The organism is Gordonia lacunae (genome assembly GCF_002149015.1).
GTDB classification, from domain to species: domain Bacteria; phylum Actinomycetota; class Actinomycetes; order Mycobacteriales; family Mycobacteriaceae; genus Gordonia; species Gordonia lacunae.
Window position 1 is genome coordinate 20,257 of the sequence record NZ_NGFO01000033.1, and the last position, 18,752, is coordinate 39,008.

General features: G+C 67.9%; 16 protein-coding genes. 7 read left to right on the forward strand and 9 right to left on the reverse strand.

What is annotated here, in order from left to right; translation table 11 throughout:
- The 3 genes from CA982_RS21955 to CA982_RS21965 are packed head-to-tail and all read right to left on the reverse strand — an operon-like array spanning position 1 to position 3,475.
- Positions 1-828, reverse strand: coding sequence for an SDR family oxidoreductase (locus tag CA982_RS21955; protein ID WP_086537301.1), 828 nt, complete (start codon positions 826-828; stop codon positions 1-3).
- Positions 825-2,279, reverse strand: coding sequence for an aldehyde dehydrogenase family protein (locus tag CA982_RS21960; protein ID WP_086537302.1), 1,455 nt, complete (start codon positions 2,277-2,279; stop codon positions 825-827). Before CA982_RS21960 ends, CA982_RS21955 begins: the two co-directional genes overlap by 4 nt.
- Entirely contained in the window at positions 2,276-3,475 is a 1,200-nt protein-coding gene (locus tag CA982_RS21965) for a cytochrome P450 (protein WP_086537303.1), read from the reverse strand. Before CA982_RS21965 ends, CA982_RS21960 begins: the two co-directional genes overlap by 4 nt.
- A gap of 165 nt (positions 3,476-3,640) precedes the next feature.
- Between CA982_RS21965 and CA982_RS21970 the strand changes: the two genes are divergently transcribed.
- Both CA982_RS21970 and CA982_RS21975 read left to right on the forward strand, forming a co-directional pair.
- Positions 3,641-5,227, forward strand: coding sequence for an AMP-binding protein (locus CA982_RS21970; protein ID WP_244176428.1), 1,587 nt, complete (start codon positions 3,641-3,643; stop codon positions 5,225-5,227).
- Positions 5,224-5,853, forward strand: coding sequence for a hypothetical protein (locus CA982_RS21975; RefSeq protein WP_086537304.1), 630 nt, complete (start codon positions 5,224-5,226; stop codon positions 5,851-5,853). The genes CA982_RS21970 and CA982_RS21975 overlap by 4 nt, the downstream gene beginning before the upstream one ends.
- A gap of 335 nt (positions 5,854-6,188) precedes the next feature.
- On the opposite strand, the gene surE is transcribed toward CA982_RS21975, so the two are convergent.
- On the reverse strand, positions 6,189-6,989 hold the full coding sequence (gene surE, locus CA982_RS21980; RefSeq protein WP_086537305.1) for a 5'/3'-nucleotidase SurE: 801 nt from the start codon (positions 6,987-6,989) through the stop codon (positions 6,189-6,191).
- 268 nt (positions 6,990-7,257) lie between these two features.
- Here surE and CA982_RS21985 point away from each other — a divergent pair, with 268 nt between their 5' ends.
- From CA982_RS21985 to CA982_RS22005, 5 genes are all read left to right on the forward strand, one after another.
- A complete protein-coding gene (locus CA982_RS21985) occupies positions 7,258-8,991 on the forward strand; it encodes a PEP-utilizing enzyme (protein WP_086537334.1) in 1,734 nt (577 codons plus the stop codon).
- A gap of 193 nt (positions 8,992-9,184) precedes the next feature.
- The gene (locus tag CA982_RS21990) at positions 9,185-10,279 is read left to right on the forward strand and encodes a phosphotransferase (RefSeq protein WP_086537306.1); all 1,095 of its coding nucleotides are present in this window, start codon (positions 9,185-9,187) and stop codon (positions 10,277-10,279) included.
- Positions 10,272-11,357: a TIGR03857 family LLM class F420-dependent oxidoreductase gene (locus tag CA982_RS21995; protein ID WP_064570382.1), complete on the forward strand. Its 1,086-nt coding sequence runs from the start codon at positions 10,272-10,274 to the stop codon at positions 11,355-11,357. Before CA982_RS21990 ends, CA982_RS21995 begins: the two co-directional genes overlap by 8 nt.
- Before the next feature lie 28 nt (positions 11,358-11,385).
- Positions 11,386-11,742, forward strand: coding sequence for a hypothetical protein (locus tag CA982_RS22000; RefSeq protein WP_064570383.1), 357 nt, complete (start codon positions 11,386-11,388; stop codon positions 11,740-11,742).
- Entirely contained in the window at positions 11,739-12,836 is a 1,098-nt protein-coding gene (locus tag CA982_RS22005; RefSeq protein WP_086537307.1) for a phosphotransferase, read from the forward strand. Before CA982_RS22000 ends, CA982_RS22005 begins: the two co-directional genes overlap by 4 nt.
- 49 nt (positions 12,837-12,885) lie before the next feature.
- Here the strand turns inward: CA982_RS22005 and CA982_RS22010 are convergent, their stop codons facing one another.
- From CA982_RS22010 to CA982_RS22030, 5 genes are read right to left on the reverse strand one after another with little or no spacing between them, the layout of a single operon-like run.
- Positions 12,886-14,505, reverse strand: a complete 1,620-nt coding sequence (locus tag CA982_RS22010) for an FAD-dependent monooxygenase (protein ID WP_086537308.1) — start codon at positions 14,503-14,505, stop codon at positions 12,886-12,888.
- On the reverse strand, positions 14,502-16,070 hold the full coding sequence (locus CA982_RS22015) for a bifunctional 3-(3-hydroxy-phenyl)propionate/3-hydroxycinnamic acid hydroxylase (protein ID WP_086537309.1): 1,569 nt from the start codon (positions 16,068-16,070) through the stop codon (positions 14,502-14,504). The genes CA982_RS22010 and CA982_RS22015 overlap by 4 nt, the downstream gene beginning before the upstream one ends.
- Positions 16,067-16,657, reverse strand: a complete 591-nt coding sequence (locus CA982_RS22020) for a DoxX family protein (protein WP_086537310.1) — start codon at positions 16,655-16,657, stop codon at positions 16,067-16,069. The genes CA982_RS22015 and CA982_RS22020 overlap by 4 nt, the downstream gene beginning before the upstream one ends.
- Entirely contained in the window at positions 16,654-17,592 is a 939-nt protein-coding gene (locus tag CA982_RS22025) for a fumarylacetoacetate hydrolase family protein (protein ID WP_086537311.1), read from the reverse strand. The genes CA982_RS22020 and CA982_RS22025 overlap by 4 nt, the downstream gene beginning before the upstream one ends.
- Positions 17,589-18,728 (reverse strand): VOC family protein, encoded by a 1,140-nt coding sequence (locus CA982_RS22030; protein WP_086537312.1) that lies wholly within the window; start codon positions 18,726-18,728, stop codon positions 17,589-17,591. The genes CA982_RS22025 and CA982_RS22030 overlap by 4 nt, the downstream gene beginning before the upstream one ends.
- Positions 18,729-18,752: the final 24 nt, after the last annotated feature.

Below are 18,752 nucleotides of genomic sequence, written 5' to 3' on the forward strand. Positions count from 1 at the left end.
TCACTCGGCGATGTCGACCCGGGTACGGGGTCGGGACAGGGGAAGGGGGATGGCTGCGGCGCGAAGTGCGGTGAGTCCGCCCTCGACGGGTACGTCGATGCCGTTGACCCAGGCGGCGTCCGGGCCGAGCAGAAAGTCGATCACCGACGCCGATTCGGCCGCCGTGCCGTGGCGGCCGACCATCGACGCCGATCGTGCGATGGCCTCGGCGCCCATCGATTGTTCGAAGTCGGACAGGATCGGGGTGTCGGTGGGGCCGGGGCTGACCGACAGGGCTCGGATTCCCCGGGGCTGCAGCGACGCCGACAGTGCGACCGTCCAGTCGACGACCGCACGCTTGGAGGTGTCGTAGGCCGCGGGGCCGTCGATCTGCACTCGGGACAGCCAGGCGCGCAACTCTTCTCGATCTCGCACGGCGAGCAGGCCGGCGATGTCGTCGTGTGCCAGGGTGTTCCGGTGCGCCGCGATCGAGGCCACGTTGACGACGGCGCCACCCGCGGACATCCGCTCGAGTGCCCGAAACGTCAGTGCGCGCAGACCCAGGGTGTTGACCGCCAGGACCGTCTCCGCCGGGGCGGTGCCGGGGACCCCGGCGACGTTGGCCAGCGCATCGATGTGGTCGGGGAGATCCAGTGCTGCAACCGCTTCCAGGTCGGAGAGGTCGGTGAGAAGCGGGTGGGCACGGTCATCCGGGCAGCGGGCGATGTCGATGGCGATGACTCGCGTGCCGGGTTCCCGGTCGAGGAGCCGCTCTACCAGGGCGAGGCCGATGCCCGACGCGGCGCCGGTGACGACCACGGTGCGTGTGGCAGGTGTCGAACGGGTCATGCCATCACCGCCTGGATCTCGGTGAACTCGGCGATGCCCGCACTGCCCAGCTCACGTCCGTAGCCCGAGTTCTTGAGTCCGCCGAAGGGCACGGCCGGCCGCTCGCGGGTTCGTACGCCGTTGACCTTGACCTGGCCGACTTCCAACCGCGTCGCGACCTCGAGTGCATGATCTCGGTCGGCGGACCACACTTCGGCCGACAGGCCGTACTGGCTGTCGTTGGCCAGCGTGATCGCCTCGGCGACGTCGCGGTAGTACTGCACCACCAGGACGGGGCCGAAGATCTCCTCGCGGACCGCGGTGGCGGTGGGGTCGAGATCGCCGAAGACGATGGGGGAGACGAACGAACGGGAGTCGCCGATGCTGAGACGCTCTCCGGTGCCGGCGATCACCCGGGCGCCGACCCGGCGTGTCTCATCGATGCGGTCGAGAACTCGTCGCGCGTGCGCCGCGGAGGCGAGCGGACCGTGAGTGGTGTCCGGTGCGGTCGGGTCGCCGAACACGAATCGTCCGAGTGCGGCGTCGATCAGGGGCTCGATGTGGTCGGCGTGGGCGGCGGGCACCACGAGCCTGCTGGTGGCATTGCACGCCTGGCCGGAGTTGACCAACCCGGACGTCAGGATGCGCGGAACGACGGCGTCGAGGTCGGCGTCGGGTAGGACGACGGCGGGGGATTTGCCGCCGAGTTCGAGTGTGGTGCGTGCCAGCGACTCCGCGGCCGCCGCGGCGACAGCCCTGCCGGCGCGGACGCTGCCGGTGAACGACACGTGGGCGATGCCGGGGTGCGCCGCGAGAGCCTGGCCGGTGACCGGTCCGGTGCCGTTGACGATGGCGAGGGCACCCGCGGGGAGGCCCGCGTCGATGAAGCACCCGCGGACGAGGGCGGCGTCGAAAGGGGTTGCCTCGGCGGGTTTGAGAACGACGGTGCAGCCCGCGGCGAGTGCGGCCGCGACCTTCGCGATGATCTGATGCACCGGCATGTTCCACGGGGTGATCGCCGCCACGACACCACCGGCCACGTGGCGCACGATCGCCCCGTCGGCGACCTGTTCCCAGGGGAAGCTCTCGGCCGCGTCCGCGGTCGCCCGCAGCACCGTCGCCGGCAGTGCCTGCTGTGTCGCGGTGGACAGCGTGGTGGGCATACCCATTTCGGCGGTCACCAGTGCCGCGATCCGGTCGCCGCGTCGATCGATGAGATCGGCGGTCGCCCGCAGGACGGCGGCTCGCTGCGCCGGCGGCGTCTGTGCCCACGCCGGCAGGGCGTCCGCTGCGGCGGCGACCGCCTCGTCGACGACGTCCGTGCCGGCTTCACGGGTCGCACCGATCTCCCGGTCGGTGAACGGGTTGATCACCGGGATCGGGGCGCCGTCGGCGAGTTCACGGTCTCCGATCAGGGCGGCCGGTCCGGTCCCGAGGCCGGTGATCTCGGCCAGTTCGCCGATCGCGCTCATCGAGTGGCCTCGATTCGGACCGGAAGAGTCTTGATGCCACGGAAGAAGTTGCTCTGCAACCGGTTCGGTGCATCAAGAACGGTGACGCCGAGTCCACGCTCGATGAGGCGGGTGAAGAACAGACGTGCCTCCAGGCGCGCGAGGTTGGAGCCGAGGCAGGCGTGCGCGCCCCATCCGAAGCCGAGGTGTTCGTTGGGGAACCGGTTGCCGATGAACGTCTCCGGGTCGTCGAAGGTGCGTTCGTCGCGGTTGGCCGAGCAGAACCACATCACGACCTTGTCCCCCTCGTGGATCGTCTTGCCGTGCATCTCGATGTCGCGGGTGGCGGTGCGGCGCATCGACAGCACCGGCGAGACCCAGCGGACCATCTCCTCGACGACCACCCTGATCTTGGCGGGGTTCGCGCGCATGAACTCCCACCACTGCGGATTCTCGGCGAGGACGTTGACGCCGCCGGACAGCAGGTTCCGGGTTGTCTCGTTACCGGCGACCATCAGGATCAGGTAGTAGGCGTCGAGGTAACCGCGGGACAGGGGTACGCCGTCGAGCTCGGCCGCGGTCAGCACACTGATCAGATCGTCGGCGGGGCATTCGCGGCGCAGCTTCTCCAGTCCGCGGAAGTAGTCGAAGACCTCGTTCCGCGCTGCCACCGCGGTCTCCGGGCCCTCGGAGTAGTCGGGGTCCTCACTGGCCATCTGGTTGGTCCATCGCAGCAGATTGGGGCAGTCCTCGAGCGGTGCGCCGAGCAACCGCCCGATCATGACCAGCGGGAGCTGCGCGGCGACGGAGGCGACGAAGTCGATGTCGCCGGCGTCTGCGTGGGTGTCGAGCAGCTCGTCGATGACTGCGGCGATGTCGCCTTCGAGCGACTTGAGCTTCACCGGCCGCACGTGCGGGGTGACGATCCCGCGCAGTTTGCCGTGCTCCGGCGGATCGACGTGGTGGATGCTGCGCGCACCCTCGCCCTCCGCGCGTCGGCTCGCGATCTGCGTGCCCTGGGTGACGGTGAAGTCGTCGGCATTGGTGGCCACGGCCTTCACGTCCTCGTAGCGGGTGACCGACCAGAACCCCGGCCCGTCGGGTTCGGTGTTCCAGTGCAACGGGTCCTCGGTGCGCAGCCGCGCGAACACGTCATGATCGACACCGGCCGCGAACGGGCGGAGATCCATCAGGTCGATGTCGTCAGCGATGGTCATGTCTTCTCCAATGGACTCTCGTTTGTGACTGCACTTTCACTAAACCATAGTCTATGGTGTGTTGTGAACCACAACAGTACAAAAGTCTGAGATTGCCTACCTGCAGCAACCTGCGGTTGTGTCCCGACCAGGCAATGCGACTTTCGATTCGCAAACAGGAGTGATGTGTACCCACCGTCCACTGCGCGTGCCCGCCCCGATGCCGTCGCCTACGTCATGGCGGGGTCGGGGGAGCGCATCACCTACGCCGAACTCGATCGCCGATCGAACCGCCTGGCCCGATTCTGGTGGTCGCGCGGCGTCCGCCCGGGCGACTCGGTGGTGCTCGTCCTGGAGAACAGCCTGGCCTGGCCGGTGGCGGTGGCCGCCGGAATGCGCAGCGGTCTGTACGTGACCCCGGTGAACTGGCATCTCAAGCCGACCGAGCTCGCCGCCCTCATTCGGGAGGACCGCCCGGCGGCGATCGTCACCAGTACGGCGCTCGCCGACCGGGTCGTCGCCGCGGTCGCCGACCCGAGTCTGGACCGGACCGTGATCGTGTGCGCCGACGGCCCGGCGGACGGGTGTGTCGCCCTGGCGGACGCGCTTGCCGACCAGTCATCCGAGCCCTTGGAGCGTGAGTTGCTCGGCGCGCGGGTGCTCTACAGCGGCGGGACCACCGGACGGCCGAAGCGGTTCGCCCAACCGCTGCTCGGCGTGCATCCCGCGGACGCCCCGCGCCGGCACTCGGGTCTGGTCGACGAACTCGGCGTCGGAGCCGACTCGGTCCTGCTGTCGCCCGCCCCGAACTATCACGCGGCGCCGTTCACCTTCCAGCTGATCACGCTGGCGGCCGGCGGCACCGTCGTGTGCATGGAGAAGTTCGACGCCGCGGGGGCGATGCGAGCGATCACCGAATACGGTGTGACGCACTCGCAGTGGGTGCCGACCATGCTGATCCGCCTGTTGAACCTGCCCGACCGGGAGTCGATCGCGCTCTCCCCGCGGCATCGGGTGGCCTTCACCTCGGGCGCCCCTTGTCCGCCGCATGTCAAAGACGCGATCTTCGAATGGTGGGGTCCGGTCCTCCACGAGTACTACGGAGCATCCGAGGGATACGGGCACACCTACATCTCGCCGACGGACGCCCGGTCGCATCCGGGGTCGGTGGGTCGGCCGCTGGGTACCGCACGGGTGCACATCACCGACTCCACGGGCGCGGACGTCGGGCCCGGCGTCGAGGGCACGGTGTGTTTCGAGGCCGCCGACGGCCCCGGCCGGCCGGCCGGGGCCTCACGACCGGCGTTGAAGCAGATGGGCGACATCGGGTATCTCGACGACGACGGATTCCTCTACCTCGTCGGCCGTCGAGGCTTCATGATCATCTCCGGCGGGGTCAACATCTATCCCGAGGAGATCGAATCGGCATTACTGACGCACCCGGCGGTCGCCGACGTCGCGGTGGTCGGGGTGCCGGACGCCGAGTTCGGTGAGTCGGTCAAGGCGGTCGTCGAGGTGCGCCCCGGCGCGTCGGTGAGTGACGACGACCTGATCGCCCATGCGCGCGAACACCTGGCGCACTTCAAGGCGCCCCGGTCCGTCGAGTTCACCACCGACCTACCGCGCCTACCCACCGGCAAGCTCGACAAAAGGCGGCTCGTCGAACGGTTCGCCTCCCCCGGGGCCCCGGCCGATCCGCGAACCGAAAGACCCACGGCACCGGGAACTTCGACGATGTCCGAAGATCCGTCACAGCAAGGAGAAAGAGTATGACGACCGAGACCTCCACCGCCCACTTCGACGTGCTGCATGCCCTCAAGGTGAAGGGGCTCGCGACCGACGACACCCTGACCGCGCTGACGGGCCACGATGCGGACGCCCTGGCGGTGACCGTCGGACAGCTGGCGGACGCCGGATTCGTGATGCGCCGCGAGGGCGGCCGGATCTCGGGGACCATGATCACCCCGGCCGGGAAGGCAGAGTACGAGCGCCTGTCCGCGGAATCACCGCTGAACGAGTCCGAACGTGCTGCGGTGGACACCTTTCACGAGGGCTTCGGGCCGATCAACGGCGACTTCAAGAAGGTGTGCGCCTCGTGGCAGATCCGCCCCGACGAGACGCCCAACGATCACGCCGATGCCGACTACGACGCATCCGTCATCGCCGAGCTGGACCGTATCCACCACCGGATCGCGCAAGCGCTCGACGAGGTCGGCGCCGAGATCCCGCGACTCGGCCGCTACAAGGGCAGGCTCTCGGCGGCGCTGGAGAAGGTGCACGGCGGCGACACCGCCGCATTCGCGCGCCCGATGTACGACAGCTACCACGACATCTGGATGGAACTGCACCAGGACCTGCTGCTGACCTCGGGTCACCAGCGTGGCGCGGGTGACGAATGAAGGCCTGATCATCGGGTCACCACGTGGCTTCGACACGGCTCAACCAGCGGGAATGGTCACACTCTCCGCTGGTCGAGCAGCGTCGTCTGAGCGCAGCGAGGCCGCCGCGCCCGGTCGCACTTTCGGCTGGTCGAGCAGCGTCGTCTGAGCGCAGCGAGGCCGCCGCGCCCGGTCGCACTTTCGGCTGGTCGAGCAGCGTCGTCTGAGCGCAGCGAGGCCGCCGCGCCCGTCGAGGCCAACATCCTCGGCCGACTGCTCAGGGTGATCACTGTGGAGTGTCGTCAGGACGGATGCGGTCCCGGCGATCAGCTGGTGCAACTCCCGTTGAGTTTGAGTCAGCGCAGTTGTGCTAGTCCGACCACGTCGTCCCGTGTCATCGCCTGTCGCAGTTCGGTTTCGGCGTCGTCCAGGGAGTCGTTGTCCGCGCCGACCCCGCGCAGGGCGGACACCGAGACGTACCCGTCGGCCACTGCGGCGCTGTCGGTGCCCTCGCGGAACCCGCTCTGCCGCTCGTCGCGATTGATCAGCAGGCCGCTCTCGGTGCGGGACAACCGCAAGGTGAACATGCTCCGGCTCGCCAGTGCGGACACCCGGATGCCGCGCAGTGCGGTGAAATCGACGTCGGGAACGTTGACGTTCAACGTCATCGGGGTGGCACGGGTTTCGGCCATCCACCCGACGACGCGCTCGGTCACCGCCGCGGCCGTGTCGTAGCGATGGTGTGGGGCGAATCCGCAACTGACCGCGACACCGCTGACGCCGGCCACGCGGGCGGCCAGCACGGCGCCCACCGTGCTCGAGAACAGGATCGAGCGTCCGGTGTTGTGGCCTTCGTTGATCCCGCTGACGACGAGTTCGGGCGGTGGGCCGAAGGCCCCGGCGCAGAACGCCACCGCGGTCAGTGCGGGCGGACAGTCGAGGGCGAACACCGGGGTGTCGCCGAGGCCGGGGAGCCGGTGCTCGGTCGTGCCGATCACCGCGCCGTCCTCGATGGTGCCCAGGGAACTCCCGCTGCCGCTCCGCTCGGAGCTCGGTGCGCCGACGACCACCTCGTGGCCGGCGGCGCGCAACGCAGACGCGACCGCGATCAACCCATCGGCGTCGTATCCGTCGTCGTTGGTGACCAGCACACGCATCAGACTTCTCCTCCCGGGCACCGGCACGACCGGCCGCCCATGGAAATAGTGACTCACTCATCACATCTGTGTCCAGCCGCGCAAGCAATGGGTGGATCAAATGCGTGTAAAAGCGGGGTGCCGGCCACAACTGATGGTTGACAACGTGAGTGTCATCACACAATAATGTGAAACAGCGTTCGCTAACCATCTCGGAGCGACTGCGAGAGCTGGGAGCGGTCCGAGTGTCGGCCGCTCGCTCATGACTACCTGGAAGGACGTCAAGACGATGACTGCCTGGCCGATCTCGAATGAGACCTCGACTCTGTTCCCGCTGTACTCGCGCGCCAACGTCGGCGAGATCTTCCCGGACCCGATCACCCCGTTGAACGCCTCCCTCGGGTTCCAGCACACGTTGGAACCCGGATGGCGGGACGCGTTCGTGGCATGTGGCGTGTGGGACGACGACCTCTACGACGGCGCGGTGGCCTTCAACATCCTCCCGGCCTTCGGCAGCTACCTCTACATCAACATGTCGTTGATGCGGCTGTTCGGCGTGCGAGTGCCCGGTATGAGTGCCGAGGCCGTCGATCTGCAGTACTTCGGGGACATGCCCGGCATCCCGAGTTACGAGAGCGAGAAGCGCGACTTCGACGAGAACGCCGAGTACGAGGCGAAAGCCGGTGCCTGGCTGAACGAACAGGTTCTCGGCGCCACCGACCTCGCCGCCTACGACGCCGATCGGGCCGAGGTCGACGAGATCCGCCGCACTCGGCCCGATCTGACACAGCTGTCGGACGCCGAACTGGTCGAGCGGATGAACTCGTTCGAGACCCTGCTGCGCCGGCTCTTCAAGCACCACATCGAGGCCAGCCTGAAGTGCGGTGTCGGACTCGGTGCCATCGCGCAGCTGGCGGAGGCGGTCGGCAAACCGGAGCAGGCACTCACCCTGGTGGCCGGCCTGGGCAACGTCGACTCCGCAGGCCCCTCGCTGCGGATGTGGGAACTGAGCCGTCAGGCTCAGCATCCCGATGTCGCAGCGCTGTTCGATGCCGGAACCAAGGGGCTCTACGCCAAGCTCAAGGCCTCGGAGTCGCAGGCGGTCGGCGCCTTCACCGCGCAGTTGGATGCCTTCCTCGCCGACTGGGACTTCCGTGGACCTGCTGAGTGGGAGATCCGCGCGATCACATGGGGCGTCGACCCCGATCTCGCCCTGGCGACGATCGAGACGATGCGCGATGTGTCGGACGGGGAGGCGCCGGAAGCAAAGTCGGCTCAGCGGTCCGCGCAGCGTGACGCCGCCGCGGCGGCGATCCGGGAGATGCTCGCCGGCGACGCCGAGACCTCAGGTCAGTTCGAGGCGGTGCTGAACGCATCGGCACTGTGGATGCGCGGCCGCGAACGGGGTCGCACGACAGCGGCGATGCTGATCCACGAATTGCGGCTGCCCGCACTGGAACTCGGCCGTCGATTCGCGGACCGTGGTGCGATCGACGCGCCACGTCAGATCTTCATGCTCTTCGCCGACGAGCTGGCGGGTTTCCTCGACGACCCGGCGTCGTACCGCGACACCCTCGTCGAACGCGAGAAGGGGTACCTGGACCTGTTCGACCGCACGCCGCCGTTCGTCGTCGACGGCACCCCGCCGCCGGTCTCCGAGTGGCCGCTGCGGTCGGAGTCGACCGTCACGGCAGCCTCCGCCGGCGACACCATCACCGGTGTCCCCGCCTGTGGTGGTGTCGCACGAGGCCGCGCCCGGGTGCTGACCGACCCGGACGATCCGTCCGCTCTCGAACCCGGCGACATCCTCATCGCCCCGATCACCGATCCGTCGTGGACACCCCTGTTCGTCGCCGCGGCCGCGGTCGTCGTGGACGTGGGCGCACCCTTCTCGCACGCCGCGATCGTGAGCCGCGAACTCGGCATCCCGTGCGTCGTGTCGGCCACCGAGGCGACCCGTCGCATCACCGACGGCGCGACCGTCGAGGTCGACGGCACCGCAGGCACCGTCACTCTCCTCTGAGGTTCCACCTCGGAATTCGACTCGGCCGGCCCCGAGAGGGTCCAACCCCTCGGGGCCGGCCGCTCCACTCGGCGCACCCGCCGCGATCGTCCCCCGACTTGCTTCGTCGGGGCATCGTGCCGGTCGGTCTGGCGCCGGTCATCCGACGAAGACGCCGACCCGGCGTCGGTCTGCGCGACAACGAAGGAGTCCGATGCACGCCTCTGACATCTGTCCCACCTGGCTCGACACCGTGCTCACCACCACCGGGGCGAAGGACGGCACGGTGGCGATCACCGACGTCGCCACCAGCCCCATCGGGACCGGCCAGGTCGCGGACAGCATCCGGACGACGGTCAGCTACGCCGCACCCACGTCCGCCCCGTCGTCGTTCGTCATCAAGGTCACCTCCGACAAGGAGCAGAGCCGCGCGGCCGGCCGAAGTGAACTGAACTACCTGCGCGAGGTGCGGTTCTATCAGGACATCGCGCCCAATCTGCAGGTCCGCGTCCCGCGGTGCTATCACGGTGAGATCGACTCCAACAACACCGAATTCGCGCTCGTGCTCGAAGATCTGACCCCGGCCCGGCCGGGCGATCAGCTCGTCGGGTGCACTGTCGGCGAGGTGCGACTCGCAGTCGAGCAGGCTGCGGGCATCCACGGACCGTACTGGGGATCGGCGCAACTGGCCGGCACGTCGTGGCTCGACATCTCCGACACCTACTGGGCCCGCTTCAGCGAGATGATGCCCGAGTGGTGGTCCGGTTTCGTGGACCGCTACCGAAACCGGTTGTCCGAGGCCGACATCGAACTCGGAACGGCGTTCACCGAGCGAATCGCCGACTACTACACCGCACTGCGCACGATGCCGTTCACGATCCAGCACGGCGACTACCGCCCGGACAACGTCCTCTTCGACGCGGCCGGCGGCGATGTGCCGCTGGCGGTTCTCGACTGGCAGACGGTGATCTTCGCGCCCGGCGTCGTCGATGTCGCCTACTTCATCGGCGGCGCGCTGGATCCGGCGGCCCGCCGGGAATCCGAAGGCGAGTTGCTCGAGCACTACCACCGATGCCTCGTCGAGCACGGCGTCAGGGATTACTCACTGACCGAGCTGATGCGGGACTATCCGGTCGGCACCTTCCAGAACCTGGTGATCGGCGTCGCCGCCGCCATGCTCGTCGCGCGATCCGATCGGGGTGACGACCTGTTCACGGCCATGGTGACCAACTCGCTGGCGCACGCCCGCGACCACGATGCGCTCGCGCGGATCATCGCGCTGAGCGGGCAAGGAGCAGTGCATGTCTGACACGGTCACCCGCGAGCACCGACCGCCGACCGGCACACCCGCGATCGGTACCGAACGACTGGGGTTCTACACGCTCGGCGGGCACGTCGCCGACCCCCGGGACATGCTGGGAGAACTCGAGCACGCCGAGCGTCTCGGTCTCGGGCAGGCATTCATCTCCGAGCGGCTCAACGTGAAAGAGGCGTGTGCCCTGTCCGGGGCTGCCGGCGCCGTGACCGACCGCATCGGGATCACCACGGCGGCAACCAACATCAACACCCGCCACCCGGCGATCACCGCGGCCTTCGCGACCACCATGCATCGCCTCACCCGCGGTCGCTTCACGCTCGGCGTCGGCCGGGGCCTGCGTCCACAGATCGCGGGTCTCGGACTCTCGCACACGACCACCGCCCAACTCGAAGAGTTCGCTCATCTGATGCGTCGACTGTGGCGTGGCGAGACCGTGACCGACTACGACGGGGCCCTGGGCCGGTTCCCGGCGATCACACTCGACCCCACCTTCGACGAGGACATCAGGCTGGCCACGACGGCGTTCGGGCCCGAGACCCTGGCCATGGCCGGCCGAGCCTACGACCTGGTCGTGTTGCACACCTTCTTCTCCGACGAGACGACGGCCCGAGTCGTGCGCACTGTCAAGGACGCCGCGGCTGCAGCGGGACGCGACCCCGACTCGGTCGAGGTGTGGTCGTGCTATGCCACCGTCACCGATGAACTCGACGAACAGGTCATCCTGAAGAAGACCGTCGGCCGGATCGCCACCTACCTCCAGGTCTACGGGGACCTGCTGGTGTCCACCAACAGGTGGGATGTGGCCGCGCTGAACAAGTTCCGGGATTCCGAGGTGGTGCGCGAGCTACCGGGATGGGCCGATGCCGTCGGGGACACCGCGACCTTCGAGCGCCTTCGCGACGTGATCCCCGCCGAGTGGCTCGACTGCGCGGCCATGGGGACGCCGCGGCACTGCGCCGAGAAGGTCCGCGCCCAGTTCGACCTGGGTGTCGACGGCGTGATCATGCACGGTGCGACCCCGACCGAACTCGACAGCACGGTCGCCGAATTCGCCGCTCTCGGCGGTTGACCGACAGAATCCACCAGGAAGTCACCACATGAGCACTGGGGCAGTACGACTCGTCGAACGTTACGTCTACGAACTGTACAACGACGAGCAGATCGACCTGGTCGACGAGATCTGCGGCGACCCGATGACACGCCATGGGGCGGGCAGCATCCGGGCACTCAGTCGACGCGAGCAACGAGAGCGCATCGTCGCCGACCTCGCTGCGCATCAACCGAAGTTCACCGTGGTCACGCTCGTCGGCGACGAGACCTTCGCATCCCTCACCTGGAATGCCGAACGCCTGACGACGGGCGAGCGGCTCTGCGGCATCGAGATCTTCAAAGTCCACGACGGGGTCATCACCGATGTGTGGAATCCCGACTACCTCGAAGGGTCCTGGTCATGACGCTGACGACACCGAAGCTGATCGACACCACCGACGACATCACCGCGCCCTGGTTGGAGGAGGTCCTCTGCCACGCCGGCCACGACACGTCGATCGCGTCGATCGCGGTCGAGCCGATCGGCGCGGGCAACGTCAGCGACACGGTCCGGGTGACCATCGCCTACGCCAGGCCGTGTCCCGGCGCGCCCGATGCGGTCGTGGTCAAGCTCCGGCCCCGCGACCCCGACGTGCATGCCCACGGATTGCGCAGTGGTGCATACCATCGCGAGATCGGGGCGTATGTCGACATCTCCGCGCGCGACGCGTGCCGGATACCGCTGAAGTACTGGGTCGCGGGAGACGAGACCACGATCAATCTGGTGATGGAGGACTTGAGCACGAGTGCTGTTGCGGGAAACCAGGTTCAGGGTGCGACCGTCGAGGACGCGACAGCGGTCCTGACCGAACTCGCCAGTCTGCACGCCGAGTTCCACCCGATGGACACCGCCACCGCACCGGAATGGATGATCCGGCTGAGCGATGTCTGCGACTACTGGTCCGACGCCGCCGAACGCGGAGCGCGCGAGGAGCTGACCCGGTTCGCCGACGACCTCCCCGACGATCATCTCGAGGCGATCCGGCAAGCAATCGAACTGGTCCGGGCGTGGCACCTGCTCCCACAGGAACACCTCACCTTCACCCACGGGGATCCCCGCGTGGACAACGTGCTGTTCGAGTCCGTCGGCGGCAACCGGCGTGCGGTCCTGATCGACTGGCAGGTCACCGGACTCCGCAATCCCATGTACGACGTCGGGTACTTCATGTCCGGCAGCGTCGACGTCGCGGAGCGGCGAGCGCACGAACGCCGCCTGATCACCCACTACGCGGAGACCTTCGCGAAGAAGTCCGCCGGCTACGACGAGGACACCGCGTTGCGGGACTACCGCGTGCAACTGCTCAGTGGCCTGTACATCACCCTCGCCGCGATCGACGTGCTGCCCGACACCGAGACGGTCAACACCCTGATCCTCGCGTTGCTGCGCCGCAACTGTGCCGCGGTGGTCGATTGGGACTCGGTGGCCCAGGTGCGTGCGCTGGTGGGCGGCACAGCCTGAACCCCACCACCGGCCGGGCGGCGCTCGATGTCCGCAGCCCGTCCAGGATTCAGGCGCCGGCGGCTGCCCCTGTTCTGGTCGCGGACGGACGCTGACGGACAGGCAGCGGAAGATCGGCCGCGTGGTAGGCGGCACTGTGGATGTATCTGTCGGGCCGCACGATGGCGAACCTGATGCTCCTGGCCCGCATCCAATCCCAGAGTTCGCCGACGGGATCGCCGATTTCGCCGTCGCCGACCACCGAGGTGCCGGGGCGAATGGTGATGAGCCGAGGGTCGAAGGTCTCCCATGCGGCCAGGATGTGTTGGGGCACCTCGACGGACGGTGTCCGGTTCAGGCCGAGGATCGCCCAGCCTGGTCCGAGCGCGGCGTCGATTCGATGCAGCACGATGCCGGGAGACGCCACCGTCACCGACTTCAGTAGGTGGCCGACGGCACGGTTGCGAGTGCGGGAGCTATCGGAGAAACCCGGCCCGAGCGCGGGTGGCTGTGCCAGGTGCTCGACCACGTATCTCCCCAATGGGGTCCGGGAGAGGCTCCGCAGCAGTACATCTCGCGTCCGCGCGACCGTTCGATTCGGTGGCATGACGATTCGGCCGAACATTTCCGCGCGGCGGGTCATGAAGTCGTGGTGTGCTTGTCGCTCGCTCTGATAGGAATCGAGCAGGAAATCATCGGCGCGGCCGGCGAGGACGTCGCCGATCTTCCAGACGACATTCGCGACATCGCGGATGGCACCCGAGATCCCCTGGCCGGCAAACGGTGGCATCACGTGCGCGGCATCGCCTGCGAGGAGTACACGCCCGATTCGCCACTCGGCCGCTTTGCGGACATGGAACGTGTACGTCCAGGTCCGGTGGATGTCGATGTCATCGGGGGTGATGCCGTCGGCCGCCAGCATTCGCCAGATGTTCTCGGGCGCCAGCATCTGTTCGGGCGTCTCGCCGGCGTTGATGCGCCACTCCCACCGGAAGTAACCGCCGGGGCAGGGGCACCGCACCCCGGGACGATCGGGGTCGCAGATGAAGTCGAAGTGCGGGGGATAGGCGAGTGGTCGGCGGAGCTTCGCCTGAACGTCCATCCAGAGTTCGGAGTAGGAGTTGCCGGCGAACGCGACTCCCAGCGACTTGCGCGTGGGGCTGCTACCACCATCGCAGGCAAGGACGTAGGAAGCGCGCACCTGCCGGAGAGGTACGGACTCGCCGACGGCGTCGAGTCCGAGGGTCACGCAGTCGTCGTTCTGAGCGAGGTACCGGCCCTCGTGACCGAGCAGGACCTCGACGTTGTCGAAGCGTGTCACGCCGCCGCGCAGCGTCGACTCCAGCCACGGCTGGTGGAAGAAATTGGCCAGGGGGTCCCCACACTCGTCGCTGGGCCGGGTCGGAGTCGTCAGGATGGGCCGGCCGTCCACGCCGATGAAGCGGGCGGTCACACCCATGTGCATGCGCGCGGTCACCTCGTCGTAGAGGCCGATGTCCCGGATCACGCGCAGAGCCTGGTCGTCCATGGCGATGGCGCGTTGCCGGGGAAAGACGTCCGGGTCGCGTTCGACAACGAGCGTGCGCAGGCCGAGTCGGCCTGCGAGGTTCGCGGCCGTGGCGCCGGCGGGTCCGAATCCGATGATGGCGAGGTCGTAGCTGCCGGCTTCGGTGCCGGGGTGGGGGCTCATCGCGCATCCCGTCTGGTGGCGAACGTGGGGAGCAGGGTGTAGATGGCCGCGATCGACCGGCCGGCAGCCATCACCGTGGCGTCGGGACGAACGATCGCGGCACGGGCGTGGTGGTCGAGTAGCCAGCGTCGGAGAGGATGGTCGGCGGACACGACGAGGATGGAGCCGCCGCGTCGCTCGATCTCGAAGGACTGTTCCGGGGTGGGCGCATCGACGGAGACCAGTTGAAAGCCGGATCGACGGTCGTCGAGACGGCGTCCGTGCTCTGTCGTGATGGCGTTGGGCATGAGCATGCCGGCCGACGACGCGGCGGTGTGGCGGCGCGCCCATCGAGGCAGACACGCTCCGAGTGCGCCGGCACGGACGTACCACGAGGGCCCGAGCGCAGCGGTTGTGCTGTCGGTCAGTCGCTCGGTGAGGTGGGGTGTCCGGGCGACCACGGGCGCCAGGGCACGACGGATTGCGTCGCCGGCGCGGCCGCCGCCGGTCATTGCGGCGCCTGTTGCCGTGGCGAGCCGGATCATGCTGCCCGCGTGTGGCATGCGTTCCTCTTCATAGGAATCCAGCGTCGTCGGCGGTATGTCGCACGAGAGGACGGCGGCGAGTTTCCAACTGAGGTTTGCCGCGTCGCGGATGCCTGCTCCCATCCCCTGTCCGATGAACGGTGGGGTCAGATGCGCGGCGTCACCGAGGAGGAAGATCCGTCGATCTCGCCACCGTCGAGCGAGCCGCGCCCGAAAGGTGTACTCCGCGGAGCGAATCAGTGTCAGATCGGGAGCGTCCACGCCGTTCAGCCACGGTTGCACGAGCGGTCTGACGCCGGCGACGGTGCGGTAACCGGCGGCGCTCTCATGGTCGAGGAGTTGGAACTCCCACCGATATCGGGTGTCGCCGATCCGCATGTACGTGGCGGCTCGGCGGGTATCGCAGACCTGCGACACGCCGTCCCATTGCCCGAGGTCGGCGGAGGTCTCGATGTCGACGACGAGCCATCGCTGACTGAATCCCAGATCCCGCCATCCAGCGGAGATCGCTGAGCGGGTGACGCTGCCGGCGCCATCGCAGCCGAGTAGATAGCTGCCTGACACGGGGACGATCGGTTCACCGGTCCGCCGGGAGCGGCCGGTCACTGTCACTCCGGCATCGGATTGGTCGACTCCCTCGATCTCGACACCTGAACGCAGGGTGATCATCGTGGAGCGGTCGGCGGCGGCCTCGCGGAGCAACTCCTCGAGCCGAGGCTGGTCGAACATCGACGCGGCGGGGAAGCCGTGTGGACCCGGCTGGGGATCGCGTGGGAACTCGGCAATCACCTCGAGCGACTTCGTCACGAGTCGAAGGCCCAGCGCGGGCCGGGAAATCGCCGCGAATTCCGGACCGATGCCGAGTCGGGAGATGATCCGATACACCTCGTCGTCGAGGTGCACCGCGCGTGGTTGCGGGTAGATCCCGTCCCAGCGCTCGAAGACGACCGACGGCACACCCAGGTCGGCGAGCAACGTCGCGGCGGTGAGTCCGGTGGGTCCTGCCCCCACGATCAGCACCGGGGCACTGCACGGACTCATCGATGTCGTACCCGGGCCACGAAGCCGGCCGCGGCGTAGGCGGTGGCAGCGCCGATGATGGCCGCCGGGGCCGCGGCCGGCCAACGATCACCGATGCGCAGGTGCACTGCGCATGCACCCACCATCGCCGTGCAGAGCGACACTGCTGCCGCTGCGCCGATGCGTGGATGTCGTTCACCCACAACGAGTCCGGATGCGCCGGCGAGTTCGGCGGCACCGATCAGGCGGAACGCCGGCACCGGGAATCGCACGTGGTGTGCGCGCTCGACCATGGGCTCGAGCGCAAGGACTTTCGCGATGCCGGTGGCGGCCAGGCACACGGCTACCCCGCGTCCAGCAGGGATGCGGCCCGAGACGAGCAGCCGCCTCACGGAGCCGGTCGGGACGTCATCCCACCGGTCGTCGACAGCACGTACATCTTGACAGGGCATCCGTTGTCCGACCGACCCGTCGGATCGGCCGTGGAAAAAGCTCCGCACACGCGCGCACGTCGCCTCGGTGAGTCCGTATCCCTCGAGTACGAGATCGGCGGGGGAGCCGTAGGCAGGCCAGAGCGCGGCGTCTCTGCCGGTCGCGGACGACCTCATGCCTCGCGCACCACAGAGCGCTGGGTGCCCAGATCGAGTGTGCCGTCCCCCGAACGGATACTCGCTTCGACGATGTCCCCGTCGGTGAGGTACTTGGGGTTGCTGCCCTGTCGGCGGAAGAACGCTTTCCATTTCACGTGTGGAGGAAGCAGCGCCCCGATCATCTCGATGGGCTTGGGCGGAGCGGTGAGCGCAGTTCCTCCCGGGGTTCCGGTGAGCAACAGGTCGCCGGCGTCCACTCGCTGGAAGCGGGTGAGGGTGCGCACCGCCTCGAGGGGACTGTAGATCATGTCGGCGACGGAGCTGTTCTGACGGGTGACCCCGTTGACCCGCAGTTGCAGGGTGAGGGTGCTGAACTTCGCCCACTCGCCGGGTTCCAGGAGCAGCAGCACCGGACCGACCGGTGTGAATGTCGGGTACGACTTCGCCTCGTAGAATTGGGTTTTGGGCAATTGCACGTCGCGGGCCGAGACATCGTTGGTGACGACCAGACCCGCGACGAGTTCGGCCAGCGAGTCGTTGTCGACCGTCGATCCCACGGGAAGCGTCCGACCGAAGACGACGCCGATCTCGACTTCGTAGTCCAACAAAGACACGTGGCTGGGCTTGACGATGTCAGCGGTCGGACCGGTGATCGACCCCGACGACTTACGAAAGAACGTCAGCGGGACCCGGTCCGGATCCATCCCGGAATCACGAACGTGCGACTCATAATTGGTCATCTGCGCGATGACCCGGCACGGCGCGGTGACCGGCGAGAGCAGGTCGAGTTCGGACGGGTCGGTCGTCGGTCCGTCGCCTGAAGCGGCCCTGGCAACCGCCGAGCGGTCGGCGATCAGCTCGGCAGTCGTGGTCGCGGAGGTGTCGATCCGACGGGCGCCGGCGGGCGCGAGCACCCACCACGCCTCGTCGGTGCGAAAGACGGAAAAGCTCATGAGCGTGCAACTTTCATCAGGCCGAGTAGGCGTTGGACATCGAACTCGTTCTCCGACTCGCGCAGCGACGACACGATCGCGGTGAACTCCCGCAGCGCTGCGCGGCCTGGTTTGACGCCGAGGAAATCGGCGGTGGCCGGCGGGCCCCATTGGTTGAGGCCCGAGGCGGTCATCGGCGCCCAACCGGGGGCGACCGTGTGATCGAAGTGGTCGCCGTCGGTGAAGTGCTCGACGAGGAATCCGTCGGGATCGCGCCAGTAATCGAAGATCTGACTGCCCTGGATGTGGCGGCCGACTCCCCAGGAGCGGGCGTACCCGCGATCGGTCAGATACTCGCCGCCGGCCGCGAGGGCGTCGAGGTCGCATACCTGGTACGCCGAGTGGACATAGCGGTCGGCCGGACCCAGCGTGAGGGCGAGCGTGTGGTGGTCGGCCGGCTCAGGTCCCCGGTCGCAACGCATGAAGCTCATGACCGGGCCGCGTTCGCGCTGTCCCGGATAGTAGAGAAAGTCGCTGACGATCATGCCCAGGTTGTGCAGATACCAGTTCAGAGATGCCAGGTAGCGCGTGGACTGGAGCACCACGTGGCCGAGCCGTTCGACGACCGCGGGCGCGCGTGGTGGGCGTTGCGGAGTGTTGGTGCGGATCGTGTTGTGCTCGAAGTTGAATGAGCCCCGCACGGTCTGCAGTGGCAACGATGGCCACTCGGTGACCCCGGCAACCACTCGCACTCGACATCCACTCGGGTCGCGCGTCGTCACCGCGCAGCCGCCGAGGGCCTCGCCGAGCTGTTCGACTGGTCGTCCCCACGCTTCGGCCAGGACGTGCAGATCGGATACGTCGTTCGCGCGGAACGCAACGCCGGTGAACGCTGTTCGGGGTGCCTGCCGGACGATCACGCACGGAGAACCCGCCAGTGCCCCGCGGAGGTGAAGCTCGCGCGGTGTCTGGAGCGTCGGACTGAACCCGAAGTCGACCGCGAAGGCTGCGGTCCGCGCCAGATCGGGCTTGTCGAACTCCAGCCAGGCGATGTCGCGCACTTTCACTACCGGTTGCCGGCGTCGTCCGGGATGCTCGCCAAGTCGGGCCCCCTCGTCGGCGTGCAGACCCTCGTGCACGTCGTGTTGCAGTGGCATCGCGGCTCCGATCGATCTCTTGAT